At 41.1% G+C, this 14,995-nt stretch carries 11 protein-coding genes and 2 pseudogenes; 4 read left to right on the forward strand and 9 right to left on the reverse strand.

The window, feature by feature from the left end:
* Positions 1-553: 553 nt before the first annotated feature.
* Entirely contained in the window at positions 554-3,133 is a 2,580-nt protein-coding gene (clpB, locus tag ACKC4Y_RS07085) for an ATP-dependent chaperone ClpB (protein ID WP_409361064.1), read from the reverse strand.
* A gap of 460 nt (positions 3,134-3,593) precedes the next feature.
* Between clpB and ACKC4Y_RS07090 the strand changes: the two genes are divergently transcribed.
* Positions 3,594-4,613, forward strand: coding sequence for a DUF3472 domain-containing protein (locus tag ACKC4Y_RS07090; protein WP_409361065.1), 1,020 nt, complete (start codon positions 3,594-3,596; stop codon positions 4,611-4,613).
* 1,593 nt (positions 4,614-6,206) lie between these two features.
* On the opposite strand, the gene yacG is transcribed toward ACKC4Y_RS07090, so the two are convergent.
* The 3 genes from yacG to infA all read right to left on the reverse strand — a co-directional run bounded on the left by yacG (position 6,207) and on the right by infA (position 7,633).
* Positions 6,207-6,449, reverse strand: a complete 243-nt coding sequence (gene yacG, locus ACKC4Y_RS07095; RefSeq protein WP_409361066.1) for a DNA gyrase inhibitor YacG — start codon at positions 6,447-6,449, stop codon at positions 6,207-6,209.
* 25 nt (positions 6,450-6,474) lie between these two features.
* Positions 6,475-7,173 carry a Maf family nucleotide pyrophosphatase gene (locus ACKC4Y_RS07100; RefSeq protein WP_409361067.1) on the reverse strand — a complete coding sequence of 233 codons (699 nt, stop codon included), beginning with the start codon at positions 7,171-7,173 and terminating at the stop codon, positions 6,475-6,477.
* Between the two features lie 241 nt (positions 7,174-7,414).
* Complete coding sequence (gene infA, locus ACKC4Y_RS07105; RefSeq protein ID WP_004857577.1) at positions 7,415-7,633, reverse strand: translation initiation factor IF-1; 219 nt, start codon at positions 7,631-7,633, stop codon at positions 7,415-7,417.
* A gap of 893 nt (positions 7,634-8,526) precedes the next feature.
* Here infA and ACKC4Y_RS07110 point away from each other — a divergent pair.
* A pseudogene (locus tag ACKC4Y_RS07110) lies at positions 8,527-8,926 on the forward strand (helix-turn-helix domain-containing protein).
* 270 nt (positions 8,927-9,196) lie between these two features.
* On the opposite strand, the gene ACKC4Y_RS07115 reads toward ACKC4Y_RS07110, so the two are convergent.
* The 5 genes and pseudogenes from ACKC4Y_RS07115 to ACKC4Y_RS07135 form a co-directional block, all read right to left on the reverse strand.
* On the reverse strand, positions 9,197-9,778 hold the full coding sequence (locus ACKC4Y_RS07115; RefSeq protein ID WP_409361068.1) for a disulfide bond formation protein B: 582 nt from the start codon (positions 9,776-9,778) through the stop codon (positions 9,197-9,199).
* Positions 9,779-9,788: 10 nt separating this feature from the next.
* Positions 9,789-9,941, reverse strand: a complete 153-nt coding sequence (locus ACKC4Y_RS07120) for a DUF5993 family protein (RefSeq protein ID WP_409361069.1) — start codon at positions 9,939-9,941, stop codon at positions 9,789-9,791.
* Between the two features lie 1,087 nt (positions 9,942-11,028).
* A pseudogene (locus tag ACKC4Y_RS07125) lies at positions 11,029-11,229 on the reverse strand (VapC toxin family PIN domain ribonuclease); the annotation flags it as partial.
* A gap of 157 nt (positions 11,230-11,386) precedes the next feature.
* Positions 11,387-11,740 (reverse strand): hypothetical protein, encoded by a 354-nt coding sequence (locus ACKC4Y_RS07130; protein WP_409361070.1) that lies wholly within the window; start codon positions 11,738-11,740, stop codon positions 11,387-11,389.
* 286 nt (positions 11,741-12,026) lie between these two features.
* Positions 12,027-12,227, reverse strand: coding sequence for a hypothetical protein (locus ACKC4Y_RS07135; RefSeq protein WP_409361071.1), 201 nt, complete (start codon positions 12,225-12,227; stop codon positions 12,027-12,029).
* A 678-nt stretch (positions 12,228-12,905) separates the two neighbouring features.
* Here ACKC4Y_RS07135 and purE point away from each other — a divergent pair.
* Together purE and ACKC4Y_RS07145 are read left to right on the forward strand one after the other, a co-directional pair.
* Positions 12,906-13,403 carry a 5-(carboxyamino)imidazole ribonucleotide mutase gene (gene purE, locus ACKC4Y_RS07140; protein WP_409361072.1) on the forward strand — a complete coding sequence of 166 codons (498 nt, stop codon included), beginning with the start codon at positions 12,906-12,908 and terminating at the stop codon, positions 13,401-13,403.
* Position 13,404: 1 nt separating this feature from the next.
* Entirely contained in the window at positions 13,405-14,565 is a 1,161-nt protein-coding gene (locus tag ACKC4Y_RS07145; protein WP_409361073.1) for a 5-(carboxyamino)imidazole ribonucleotide synthase, read from the forward strand.
* Positions 14,566-14,995 lie beyond the last annotated feature (430 nt).

Consider the following 14,995-nt stretch of genomic DNA (forward strand, 5'->3'; position numbering starts at 1 on the left):
AAGATAAGGAAGGAATTCCAGTAAAAATTACCTAAGCCATCCCCTCTCCAGAGGAATATCTCCCCTAGAAATGTTTTTCACTGCTCACACAATGAAATTCCAAAAAACGAAAAGCACACAAACTTGGAAAATCTCAAATCTGAAACATTCCCTCTAATCTACGCACTTCTCTTTAGGTTATTTTTAATTATCTTCCACCGGTTCAAGGCTCAATTTCCGCCTTACCGGTTTAATTTCCAAGCTTAATTATTTGGCTTACTTTTCAATCTATTTATCGTCGCCGCCACCTGATTTCACACGTTTCAACACATATCTCCACGCATTCATTTGAACTTATCATTTGGCTTATTTATCGAGCACTCTCTTTACCAAGACTCTTCTTTTTCTATTATTATCGTTCTATTATTCTTGGATTTCCCAGCGTGATTTTGCTGGCTTGGTAAAAACGCGCAATTCGAATTATGTAACTATGATATCTGTTTAGATTCACCTTGTCAAGTTTTTTATGTTCTCATTATCATTTCTTGTCTATCACTCTCTCTTATGAGAGTTTTTAATCTTCAGGCAAAAATTCCAACCGATCACCTTGTTTTGTAATTTTCACCGTTGATTCATCGTGAATTTTTCCAAATAAGATGTTTTCTGCCAGTGGGTCTTGAATTTCTTTTTGGATAATCCGTTTAAGCGGACGTGCACCATAGAGGGGATCATAGCCTTTATCGGCAAGAAATTTCCTCACCTCTGGCTCGATTTGCAAAGTTATTTTGCGTTCATTGAGCAAATTTTGCAAATGTTCTATCTGAATATCGACGATCGCTTCCATATCGTGGCGTTGCAATCGTTGAAAAAGAATAATCTCATCAATACGGTTTAAAAATTCAGGGCGAAAAGCCGCTTTGACGACATTCATGACATCATTTTTTGCCTGATCGGTTGTTTGTCCTTCAGGCAAAGCGGTTAAAAATTCAGCGCCAAGATTAGAAGTCATAATCAGCAAGGTATTACGAAAATCAACGGTACGTCCTTGACTATCGGTCAAACGTCCCTCATCGAGCACTTGCAACAAGAGATTAAAAATATCAGGATGTGCTTTTTCAATTTCGTCGAACAGAATGACCTGATAAGGTCTTCTTCGTACGGCTTCGGTCAGCACGCCTCCCTCTTCATATCCAACATATCCAGGCGGCGCCCCAATCAGCCGCGCCCCAGCATGCTTTTCCATATATTCAGACATATCGATGCGCAACATGGCATTGGAGTCTTGGAAAAGAAAAGCGGCCAGAGCTTTGGTTAATTCGGTTTTTCCCACACCAGTAGGACCCAAAAACATGAAAGAGCCAAGCGGGCGATTGGGATCTTGCAACCCTGCGCGCGCACGGCGTACAGCGCGAGAAACAGCTTGAACAGCTTCGCCTTGACCAATCACACGTTTGCTAATTTCATCTTCCATCCGCAACAGCGCCTCCCGTTCTGCCTCCAGCATTCGATCAACAGGAATACCGGTCCAGCGTGAAACAATCCGTGCCACATGTTCAGCAGTGACCGTTTCTTCAACGAGATGATTTTGTTGGTCATCATTTTCAGCGATGCTCAATTGTTTTTCGAGTTCAGGGATAACGCTATAAGCGAGCTCTCCAGCTTTTTGGAATTGTCCATCACGCTGTGCAATAGCCAAAGCATTACGGGCTTCTTCGAGTTGTTTTTTCAAATCAGCAGCATGCCCTAATTTTTGTTTCTCAGCCTGCCAAGCCGTTGTCATCTCAGCGGACTGTTGTTCCAATGTTTTCAGTTCTTCCTGCACGCTTTGCAAACGTTCTTTTGCTGTTGGCTCCACGTCAGTTTTCAAAGCTTCACGTTCAATCTTCAATTGTAAAATACGCCGATCAAGTGCATCAAGTTCTTCCGGCTTTGAATCGACCTGCATCCGCAACCGTGCCGCCGCTTCATCGATAAGATCAATAGCTTTATCAGGCAAAAAACGATCCGTAATATAGCGGTTAGACAACCGTGCCGCCGCGATCAGTGCACTATCTGCCAAGCGCACTTTGTGATGTTGTTCATATTTTTCTTTAAGACCGCGCAAAATAGAGATAGTATCCTCTAAAGAAGGTTCAGGCACAAAGACAGGCTGAAAGCGGCGTGCAAGAGCAGCATCTTTTTCAACATATTTTCGATATTCATCCAAAGTCGTAGCCCCCACACAGTGGAGTTCTCCGCGTGCGAGAGCAGGTTTTAACAAGTTGGAAGCATCCATAGGCCCATCGGATTTTCCTGCCCCCACGAGATTATGCAATTCATCGATAAACAAAATGATCTGACCATTTTCAGCTTGCACCTCTGCCAGCACCGCTTTGAGGCGCTCTTCGAATTCCCCACGATACTTTGCACCAGCGATAAGTGCTCCCATATCGAGCGCATAAAGCTGTTTATCACGCAAAGTTTCAGGCACATCGCCATTAACAATGCGCAATGCCAACCCTTCCACAATAGCTGTTTTCCCCACCCCAGGCTCCCCAATCAACACAGGATTATTTTTCGTCCGCCGTGAAAGCACCTGAATAGTGCGGCGGATTTCCTCTTCCCGCCCAATAACAGGATCAAGTTTTCCTTCGCGAGCATCTTTTGTCAAATCACGAGCATATTTTTGCAGAGCATCATATTGGCTTTCGGCATGGGGGCTTGTTGCTGTTTTTCCCTTTCGCAAATCATTAATAGCCTGATTAAGCGCTTGCGCTGTCAACCCTCCACTTGTGAGAACATCAGTGGTTTTTGCGGTCTTTTCCATGATCAATGCTTGCAACACACGCTCCACAGTCACAAATTGATCACCGGCTTTTTTCGCCAGATCTTCAGCCATATTAAAGACTTTTGCCAACGGCTGAGACAAATAGAGCTGTCCATTCCCCCCTTGCACTTTTGGCAAAGCATCAAGTGCTTCGTTAAGCGCCTTTCGAATAAGAGTAAGATCACCACCCGCTTTTTGGATCAGTGATGCCGCCAACCCTTGAGAATCATCTAACAGCACTTTCAACAGATGCTCCGGCATAAATTGCTGATGATCAGAAGAGAGGGCACTATTTTGTGCTGATTGTAAAAAACCTTGCAACCGTTCGCTATATTTTTCCAAGTTCATTTTTTTTCCTTAAATCTCAAGCCACCGCCGCACTTTAAACTCCCCCAACATTCCACAAAAGAGGCATCTTCAAAAGACCGACCAACCCTCACCAAACACCGCAAATGATGCCGCATGAAGAAGGACCGTAGTGCTAAAAAGAATATGGGTTTTTATAGGACACATAACAAGAGGGGGAGAAACACGAGATCATTTTTCAATGAAAATGGAAACTTTTGTATAAAACAAAAACGCCTTCATTATTAAAAAATGCAAAACTGTTTAAGAGTGACATTTGACCAACAAAAAATACTGTGTGCAAACACATCTTTTTCTCGTTTTACACAGCATAGCGTTTACAACACAGATTTACAACAAAATGAAGCATTCATAATATGTATCTTAACAAAATGTTAAATATTATGTTTTTAATTTCCGTGTCCTTTCATGAGCTTTAGTTAATAATTACAGGAGGTTAAGTATGAGTCATCGCGTAAAAAAGATCTTATTCATTCTTTTATTTTTTCTCATAAGTAAACCAAGTTATGCTGTTTTTGCTGGTAAAGTTATCACGATGCAACATGAATGGCCTCACAACATGTCATTTGATACATTTTCTTTTTTTCAGCAAATAACTTATGATGGTGGACCTAATTCCATCTATTTCTGGGGAAACGAATTTCAATTCAAAAATGGAAAAAGTGGCTATATTGGTTTATTCAACAGAGGCACCCGCACCATTCACTTTTCTATCCGGAATGCCACGGGATGGAAGAGTGAGAAATGTAAACATTTTACCCATGAGGGCTCAGGAGTGCGCTGTGAGATTAAATTTCCTTGGCAAATTGGACATCGATACAGATTGGATGTTTCCAAGAATGGAAATCTGGTTACAGGAACAATAATTGACCTTATAGCTGGTAAAGCAACAACAATCGGTGTCATCGAAATTCCAAATACATTTGGCAAACTCCATAAATCTTCGAGTTTTGTTGAAGACCATTCTCGTTGGAAGAGGCATCTTTCCTCCTGTTATGTGTTAAGTCCACAAAGTTCCACCTTTTTCAGCCCTATAGCTGATTACAAATACCAAGCGTTCATAAATGCCTCTGCTGAAGGGCACTGTAAAGATCCTTACGTCGTCCAAATATTATGTAAGTTCAGTACGTGCATGAATAGTATAAGCGACCTTGGGGGGTTAGCCTCACCCGATGCACGGGGTCTCACCATTGTCAACAGTAAAGACCTCTCTGCACAAACTCTTTCGGATAAATTGAAAAAAGAAGAGCTTGTCGTCGTTCGTTTAAAAGATGGCGCTTGGGCACCCAATATCTTTTTCCCGCCCCCCGGCCCATTTATGTGGAAATCAATCTTCGTAGACAACCGCGCAGCTTTAAGTTCCTCAATTCGTACCGATCATGAGATACGAAAAGTGACCACAGGCCAAAAAATTATGTATATGTCTGATGGAAAAACTTGGAAAATTATGAAAAAAAACTAACATTTTCCTTCTTATGAAAACATAAATCCCTCACCCCCCCTTTAAAAGCAAATGGGGTGAGGAAGAGTTTTATATCTTTCAACCATTGTTTTCTCACTTTTCTAGTTCCTTTTTCCAGCCCTGCTCTCATCCCATCTAGCTTACCCCATCACCGTGCTTCCCAGCACATTCTTCCCCATTTAGCCCTCTCCCAAAACCACATCACCCTTTAATACCCTCCTCACCTTCCTCTCTAGAGCATCCTTCATCCACCCATTGACTCCATACCTCACACAATTTTCACTTCACTCTTTACGGTACAACACTCCAATCCTCTCCATCGCACTTGCTATCCTTTCATTCCCTTTGTCATCCCTTCATTGCATTCTTTCGAACACACGAAACGTTCGCCCTCTCTGCTTTCCTCTTCCCAATTCATTATTCACGCTTTTACGATTACACAGAAAGCCCTCTCCAACCCCATGTAAAAACGCATGACACAACAACGTCTCAAAGTTATCTTTACTCCCTTTAGTTTAACCCTCCTAAAGAGCCTCATATACCAACTATTGTTTTTGAGATTTTTACACCTTTGCATGTTTGCATAAATCAACAAAAACACAAAAAACGTGCGCTCTCTCTTTCAACCTACTTTGTGATCACGCGATCCCATCACAAATGCCCTTCGCCTCCACCTTGAACTAGTTTGCACTTGCCACCCTTTCATTGCCTTTGTCATCCCTTCTTTCATTCTTTTAAACACGCGAAATAGCCGTCCTCTTTGCTTTCCTCTTCCCAATTCATCATTTACGCTTCCACAGCAGACCGGAAAAATTTCTGATAAAATGATTGTTGATCAGACTTGGATTATGCTTTGGTGATACAAATACGAATTAAAAGCTATCATCTCCCCTGCTCTTTATTTGACTCCTCACCTTCCCTCTCTCTCACTCTTTAACTCCGCCCTTCTCCTCATACCATTGACGTTTTATAGAGAACGCATAACCTTCACTTCTTCTTTTTCCTCTTCTTCAATGCATTATTTACACATTTACGATTACACAGAAAGCAGGAATGAGCGTCCCAACAAATCTAAAAACACTTCACGCAAAACAGCATATCAAAAACTGTTCTTCTACCCCTTAAACACCCCCATCACCCCTCCTTCAATACAGCTTTCACGCCCATCCTTCGCCCACCTCCCTGCCTGCTCTTATCCCATCCCCTATAGCTTATATCCTTCACCACATTCTCCTCCCCCATTCTCCAACGCATTCATCTCCCCATCAAAAGCTACCACCAAAAACCACACACCCTTCTTCCATTCTCCTCACTCTCACCCCTGTTGGACACTGCAGCACTCAAACCCATTCCCTTGCACATCAAAAGCAGCGTTGGTATATGGATAAAAACGAGGGATAAAAATATAGATAAACACCATTGAAGATGAGGCACAAAAACGCTTCTCATAAACGATCTCAATGCAAGAGCAATCGACAATTTTGGATATTGGCAAAGAATGATGGCACCGGCTTACGGCAAACATCTCATCCTTTTTCACTTACACACCTAAAAACTCTCAACGCTCTTAAATGAATACTTTACCGTGCCCATTTATTCTTCTTCATCAGTTTTTTGTGGTGGCGCAGGCAAAATATACACGCCGGAAAGCCACCGATTCAGATCAATCGCTCGGCATCGTGTTGAACAAAAAGGATAAGCGCTTTGTTGAGACATCTGACCACAGATCGGGCACGGATGTGGAGGGCGTGTTGGAGAGAGCTCTTTTGATTGTTCACATGGCTCTGTTAATTTTTCCGCTTTCCCCACCCCTTTCGGCTCTTTAAGCTTTTCCATTGGTTTTGCCTGTCAATGCATCATTCTAGTATATTTCTCTAGTCCAATTAGCAAGAAGAGGATAACGATAAGCCATCAAAACATCCATTGTTTCAGCCAATGGCAACCCAACCACATTAGAATAAGAGCCAACAATCTGGACCACAAAAGCGCCTGCTTTTCCCTGAATAGCGTAACCACCGGCTTTTCCTTCCCATTCACCAGAAGCAAGATAAGCCCTCATCACAGGAGCAGTCAACCGTTTAAAACGGACACGGCTTTCAACCAATTTTACTGTTATTTTCCCGTGTTCATTGAGCACACAAAGTGCACCATAGACCTTGTGAGAGCGTCCTGAAAGAAAGCGTAAACATTCATAAGCCTCGTTTTCATTTTGTGGTTTAGGAAGAGAAACGTTCCCCACAGCCACCACAGTATCAGCAGCCAAAATCACTGTTTTCTGTGCAAATACCGTCCCTTTATTATTCTTTTCGCACCATAGCAAAGTTTCTTGCGCTTTAAGCGCCTTTGCCTTTGCTAAACGTTTTGCAAGATTTGCAGGATGTTCTCTTAATTTTGGTGTTTCATCAACATCGGTTGCGTGAACATAATGAGGATCAAGACCTATTTGCGCTAAAAGCGCCAAGCGACGTGGTGAAGCAGAAGCAAGTACCAATTGAACTTCCTCGAACTGATTTTGTTTTGCCTGTTTTTTTCCTAAACTGTTTTCCCTCTTAATTCCCATTACTTCCCCCTCACAAAAATTTTAAGCACCACATTTATCGTCTTAATGTCACCGAATTCATTGTGGTTTCACGGTTCCCTTTAATTTATAAACCGGTAGACCTCTTGAGATACTGATCCTACGCATTCACTAGATGATTTTAATCCTTTCACTCTTTTAAAGATTTTTATTTTTTGAGAAAAGATAACGGCATTTTGGGAAGATAGGATTATTTTCAATAAAATTACAAACCCGCCATAATCTATTTATAGCGATATGTAATCCGCCCCTTTGTCAAATCATAAGGGGTCATTTCGACCATGATTTTATCACCAGCCAACACACGAATACGGTTTTTGCGCATTCTTCCAGCGGTATGAGCAATAATTTCATGATCATTTTCCAGTTTCACACGAAACATCGCATTGGGGAGGAGTTCGGTTACGATTCCTGAAAATTCCAAAACTTCTTCTTTGGACATAAAAAACGTTTTCCTTTACAGTTAATAAGTTTCTTTATAATTTACGTATTTTTAACGATACGTATTATTTTCAGCGTTCATACCCTATTTTCTTAACTTTGTGAACAAAAATTCACCAAAAAGGAAAAAGGGGAAATTTTTATATTTATTCCGTAAGACACATTTAAAAAGCTTTCACACATACATAAGCATGTTCCTTTAAGAAGATTTAAACATTATCTAGGCAGCCTTCGTCCTATCCTCCAGCCGTCTTTCTGCCTGCTCTCATCCCATCCCCTGTAGCTTATATCCTTCACCACATTCTCCTTCCCCATTCTCCAGCGCATTCATCCCCCCCCATCAAAAGCTACCACCAAAAACCACACCACCATTTTCCCGTTCTCCTCTCTCGCACAGCTTACCCTCCTCCTCTTTAGAACATCCATCAACACACCTTTTTCCTGCTCTCTACATAATTTTACCTCACTCTTTACGCATTCTACTCGCCTCCCCTTGAACTTTTGCACTTACCACCCTCTCCTTGCACCTTTCGAACACGCAAAACACCTCCCCTGCTTTCCTCTTCTTCAAGGCTTGTTAGTTCTCTCAATAAACACGGATCTGAGATCATGATTTTGGTGAGCGTGCATAAGAGAGAACCTCTCATAAAAACAAAGAAAGGCCATTTTAATTTTATTGCTAATTTCCCGAAATTGCCTTATGAATAAGCACTATGATTTTGGTCGTATACATGACGACCAAGGAGGGGGAAAAGCCCGAAAATCCGAGTATAAAATCGACCCATCATGCGAGTATCCTTAGAATTCCGGGAGATTTTGCTATGTCCAAGTGCTCTCATCACTAAAAGCGAAATGCTGATTCGAGGTCAGTACTTTCAGACCCCCGGAATACCAATGCGAGGGCGCTCGCACCTAGCGGGGGGAGCTTTAAGAGTGACAACCAAAAATCCACATTTTAACGACATTTTTATAGGCAAAAAATTCGCTTTCAAAGAACAATGCTAGGAATGTCGCAAAAGCAATTAGGCAGCCGGTTAGGTATAACTTTCCAACAAATTCAAAAGTATGAGAAAGGCTTAAATCGTGTGAGTGCAGGGCGCTTAAAGGAAATTGCTGATCTCCTCAATGTTCCACTTTCCTTTTTTTATACTGATCTCTCACCAAAAGAAAACGCCCCAACCCATGATGACGAAGCAATATCGAGCAAAGAGAAGAGCACATCCTTTTGAAAAGTTTCAGAATGCTGCAACCTAAAAAACGGAAGGCAATTTTGTGGTTGATTTCTGAGGGATAAGAAACACTGCTTTAAAAATCATAATCTCATGATCCATACTTCATAAAAACTTAAACCATCTGTTTTTTACTCAAGATGCTCCATTCCTTGAGCATTAAAGACCCCCAAAAGTGAACGCTTCCCAAGAGAGAAAAACTTTGAGCCCCCTGCACGCTCACAAGCTTTCGCAAAAAAGAGGCGACACTGCTGAGAGTGCCGCCTCCGTGCTTATCAAAATATAAATAGAAAGTTCATTTATATAGATAGAGCGTTTATTGAAAAAAAAAAGCCCTAAGATGAAGAAGAAAACCAATTCGATAACAATTCATATCTTACAGGATCATCAGCGCATTGCCCACTTCCACATTCAAGTACGGTAGAAACCAAATTTGCAGCAATCAAAAACACAAAGAGAAAACTTGCCACTTTACTTAGCACTGAAAAAGAAGAAAACATTTTAAATGTGTACGGCACTTCGCTCAAAATCATAACGAAGACAACAGCAAAAATACAAAGGACTGAAACAATAAACGCCCAAGTATAAAAATGCAGTCCAAAGAATGTTGAACCGTATCCAAGATCATCGGGAGTAATATGCAAAAACACCTGCCTAGCAGCAACAACACTGGTCACCATACAACCAAGAATAACCATACTATAATGGGTATTTTTCACTCTATGGTGGATATTGAGCAAAAACCCACAGCCTGCAAGGATCAAACCAACGCGTTGAAGAAGACAAAGGGGGCATGGCAACTCAAACTTTACCAATTGATAATAGAACGCCACCAACAAAACAGCAGATAAACCAAGAAGACCCAAGACATTCACAAATATAATGAAATGATGATTTTTTTGTTCAATATGTTCCATGATTATTCTCTCAAAAAGACAGATTTAAAGTAGACGTTGCATGGTGATTAAAAGTAAGAAGAATGACCACCAACAAAATGACCCACAGGGCATAACTTACGTTTTTTTTACCATATACAGCCGTTATTGCTGTACCTAAAGCGATTAAAAATGGAACAAACATTGACAAAATCTCCTTTTTTATGTTGATGCGCAAAATAGCGCAAATTTTGGCAAAAAAGAGACCTTGAATTTTATTATTTACAATTCATTACAATTTATTACAACTCATTGTCTCTGATTATCATCTTCACAATAAAAAAACAAAAGGGCATATAGGCTGCTAAAAGTGAATTTCAAGAAAGATATTTGACTGCGTGCTCCTTTCTACAGCAAGCGCAAGAGTATAATTTCTCAATCACTGACCATGAAAGAATCATTTGAACGACAAAATAAGTACTATTCACTTAATATTGAGATTTTTACCTCTCTCTTTATCTCAATAACACATCCTTATTTTTTGCTCCTAAAACCTCTCTTTATTACAAGCAGTTGGTTCAAATTGTAACACGAGCTCCATACTATGACTACTGTCCTGCCCTTTTAGCCAACAAAAATTATGAAATCTTATAGAGAAGCAATCCGTTGATTTTGACTTATGTCCCACACCTTAAAGGGAGAATCTTTCCACCAGTACCGGTCTGTAAACAATCCGGCTTTTCTCGAGCTAATTCCTCCTGCTTAACCCCTCAATGTGGTTCATTTCATAGGCTCTAACAGACAAGCCCTATCCCTGAATACTAACCACACACTCTCTCAAACCACTTAAAATATGGGAAGTTTCTTATACCCTCTATCAACTGCCTTAAACAACAGTATTTTACAGCAAATCATGATAAGGATAATCATTATTTTGCAACTTGAATGAGCATCCCCGAATATCATAAGCCTCTCTCATTTCACTCCCCCTTATCCTTTCACTCGTGTTTATCTCGCAACACTTAAAACCATTCCCTTGCGCATTAAAAGCAGCGTTGGCATGTGGATACACAAAACACCTATTTCCTCTTCTTCAATTCTTCATTTACACATTTACGCTTACATAGAAAACAGGAACACCCCCCAACCAGTGCAGAAACACATGACACAATAGCATCTCAAAAACTGTCCTTTTTTCTCTAATCTCAAAGTTTTAGACAATTGAATAGGAAGTCAATGTATATCGTTTGACCAAGCCATCCAATAGCGGCATCATGATCATAGTTTACTCGTCAGGAAAGGAGTATTGCGGACTGCCTGTTTTGCTTTAACAGATCGATCGCTAATTTATCAAATGAAACGAAGGTTTCACCGCCTAGCCAGTTACTCTCATAGGATATGATTCTATCAGAAAAATCCCCACCAGCTTCAAGGATAGCAATCCCTGCTTCAAGAACTGGTCAATTCATTACGATATTGCTGGTTGTTAGCAGAGCGCCTCCTATCTCAGAGTCAAAATATCTGAGAACCGCGCTAATCAATCTATTTTTCCAAGACCTAAACCGCTAAAAACAAGGGTATTTCTTTGTGAGGCTGCGCATCTCTTGCAACAAGATGCGCTTTCTTTGTCAAAAGCCTCTTTCTCTTTAACTACTTTCCATTAATAGAGCATGATAGCCATAGGTGACCACTATACTCCTTCGGGTTAAGCCCCTTACAACCACTCCCCAATCCCAACAAATGAAGAAGAGGATAGTCCATAAAATAAACTTTAAATCTGTCCTTTCTATACGAAAAGAGGTCTATACTCTCAGGAATAACGATTTCTGAAAGAATCCTTCTCTGGTCCTCTACAAGACCACCTCGTTTTACAAGTTGTTCTACTATCTTATCTTTTCTATCACCTCCCCAAGCATTCCCCGCCGGCAGTGCACTAGCCGTTATTGGAAATAATACTGAAGAAACGATAGAAAACAAAGCTGCAGCTAAAACAACACGTTTCATGAGATAACCTCCCTCATAAATAATTAAATTTACAAATGATCTTTGCTACGAAAAAAATCATAGTCACATATTTGTCATAATTGCGGCACACGTTTTGGTTATAGCTGTCAATAAATAAATTATAGTTTTTTGTTGCTCAGATTCAGTCATTAGATCAATATGTTAACATCTACCATGGCAAAAAATTTTTGATGAAAAAAGAATGCCCCAGAGTTACATGACCGATACTGAACGTGAGGAGTTGTGAGCAAGCGATCTCTTTCAAAAGAGTATCTATGTTTTTGAATCAGGAACGGCCAATGATTTCTAAATTTACCAAAAGCTGTTCAATCTCGCAGTCTGTTAATTTGCTGGCTTCAATGCGCATGGAAGATCTGATGCTTTCAACAGGAGCAATATGGTAAAAAGCATTCAATGACTTAGGTGCAAGAATACCAAGAGCGCGCCATGCGCCTTTAAACGCATCAATTTCAACAATGAGTGCCAACAATTCCTATGTAATTTGGAGCGTCTTTGTTTGCATATCGGAATACATATACGATTATCCCCTTAAACATCCTCTTCATCTCACCCTTCGCTCCACCCTTCATCGCAGCTTTCATGTCTTCCTTCACGCACCTTTCTGCCTTGCTCATATCCCATTCGTTTTAGCTAACCCCATCAAAAGCTACCACCAAGAACCATACCACCCTTCTGTCACACTCCCCCATTCTAACCCCTGTTTACATTGCAGCACTCAAAACCATTCCCTCGCATATCAAAAGCAACGTTGATGAATGGATAAACACAAGGAATCAAATGCGGATAAACCCTATTGAAGAAAAGTATAAAAACACCTCTCAAGAACCCTCTCAATTCAGGAGCAATTGGCAATCTTGAGTATAGGCAAAGAATGACAGCATAAGCTTGCTTCCTTTACAAGTGCTGGTTGTACTCAATAGCTTTCTATTATACCACTCACGAGCGTCGTCACGAAATGGGCTTGAGTGCCCAATCACCAATCAATTAAGAGATGTTTCTTGAAAACAAGCGCCGTGAATATGTAAAAACAATAATGAGTGAAAAAAACTGTTGTTTTGTCATCCATTGACTTTGCAAAGAGAGTATAAGATTTTTAAAGAATAAAGGATAAAGAATCGCCTTGAACACTTGAAAAGGATGCAAAATGACAAAAAAATCATGTGACGTAGCGATTTTAATGGGCAGCCAATCGGATTGGCAAACGATGCGTCATAGTGCAGATATTTTAACTTGCCTTGGTATTTCTCATATTTCGCATATCATCTCAGCACACCGAACTCCTGACCGACTTTACCAATTTGCGAAAGAAGCAAAAACTACGGGGTTTAAAGTTTTGATCGCCGGAGCTGGTGGTGCAGCGCATCTTCCTGGTATGTTAGCAGCTCTTACTCCACTTCCTGTTTTTGGTGTTCCAGTGCACTCACAGTCTTTGTCCGGTCAAGATTCGTTGCTTTCAATTGTGCAAATGCCTGCAGGAATACCAGTTGGCACGTTAGCGATTGGCAAAGCAGGGGCTATTAATGCAGCACTTTTAGCAGCAGCTGTAATGGCAGTTTACGATGATGATCTGGCACAACGGCTACAAGATTGGCGTCAGCAACAAACAGCCAGTGTCGCACAAACGCCTATCACTGAGGTTTAAAATGACACGCTTATCCAACACCTCCACCGCATCCAGCATCCCTGCCGCATCCAGCATCCCTGCCGCATCCAAAATCTCCTCTCCGAAGAGTGTAGTTGGTTTAATAGGAGGGGGACAGTTAGCACGCATGTTAGCCATAGCGGCAGCAGAATTAGGATTTCACACGGTTGTTTTTTGCCCTGAAACGGATTGCCCAGCGGCACAAACAGCCAATAAGCATATTGTTGCCCCCTATGATGATTATGAAGCCTTAGATCGCTTTATTTCTCTGTGTGATGTTGTGACTTATGAGTTTGAAAATCTCTCACTTCAAACGGTTCAATATGTAGAAAAGAGCAAGCCTGTTTATCCTTCGTCCAAGGCGTTAGAGATTACGCAAGATCGATTGCTTGAAAAGCAATTTTTGAACGCACAAGGGATCTCTACGGCGGTGTGGCATGCTGTTGATGATTATTCTTCTTTCATTTCAGGACTTTCGGCATTAGGCGAACGGGGTCTTTTGAAGACGCGCCGCTTTGGCTATGATGGAAAAAATCAGATACTGTTGAATCATCCGAATGCAGAAGCCCTTGACGAAGCCTTTACGGCTTTTCAGGAACAGCCATCGATTTTGGAAGAGATTGTCCCCTTTTTATCGGAGATTTCTGTGTTGTCAGCGCGCACCCTCCAAGGGGAATATGTTTTTTATGATTGCCCTGAAAACCAACATAAAAATGGCATTCTTCATAAATCCTTTGTTCCATCGCGTATTCCACTTAGTGTGCAGAAGGCTGCACAAGAAATCAGTGTAAAAGTTATGGATGCCCTGAATTATGTTGGTGTTCTTTGCATTGAATTTTTTGTTTTAATGGATGGCACTCTTTTAGTAAATGAATTGGCGCCACGAGTGCATAATTCTGGTCATTGGACGCAAAAAGCGTGCGTGACTTCCCAATTTGAACAGCATATCCGTGCCATTTGCGGTCTTCCTTTGGGCAGCACCTACCGCCATAGCGATTGTGAGATGATCAACCTTCTTGGCAACAATCTCAACGAGTGCAAATATTTTCTAAAACAAGAGCGCACATCAGTCCATTTATATGGCAAGAACTCTGTTCAACCAGCGCGCAAGATGGGGCATGTCATCCAATTAACCGGTCCAGTCACCAAATCTGGACAGTGATACATTGGGAAGAACAAAACAAACAAAACGTGCCTGTTTTCTCATGAGAATATTTTCCTTATTTGCGATGTGTTGCCAATTCACGATACTGCTCATTGACGCAATTACTTTCAAGAAACATCACTCAACACCCCTCTCACGAGCACCGTCCGTGAAAGGTATAGCGAAAAACCCATTGGCTCCACTCTTTTTACGTTCATTTAGGAATAAACCAACACCCACCCGAGCCAGTTCCACCCAAGCCAACACACCATCATTGTATTTGGTCTTTTCCAACTCCCAATATTGCGGATTTGATATCATGGTTTTGGAGAGCGCTTATTAAGAGTTTGAGAGGCGAGTAGTCGCTCATAAAACAAATGAAGACTGTTTTCATTTCGATTGCTAATTTCCTTAAATTGCCTTATGAATTAGTCCGTGATTTTGGTTG

The sequence above is a fragment of the Bartonella heixiaziensis genome (genome assembly GCF_046245125.2).
GTDB lineage: Bacteria > Pseudomonadota > Alphaproteobacteria > Rhizobiales > Rhizobiaceae > Bartonella > Bartonella heixiaziensis.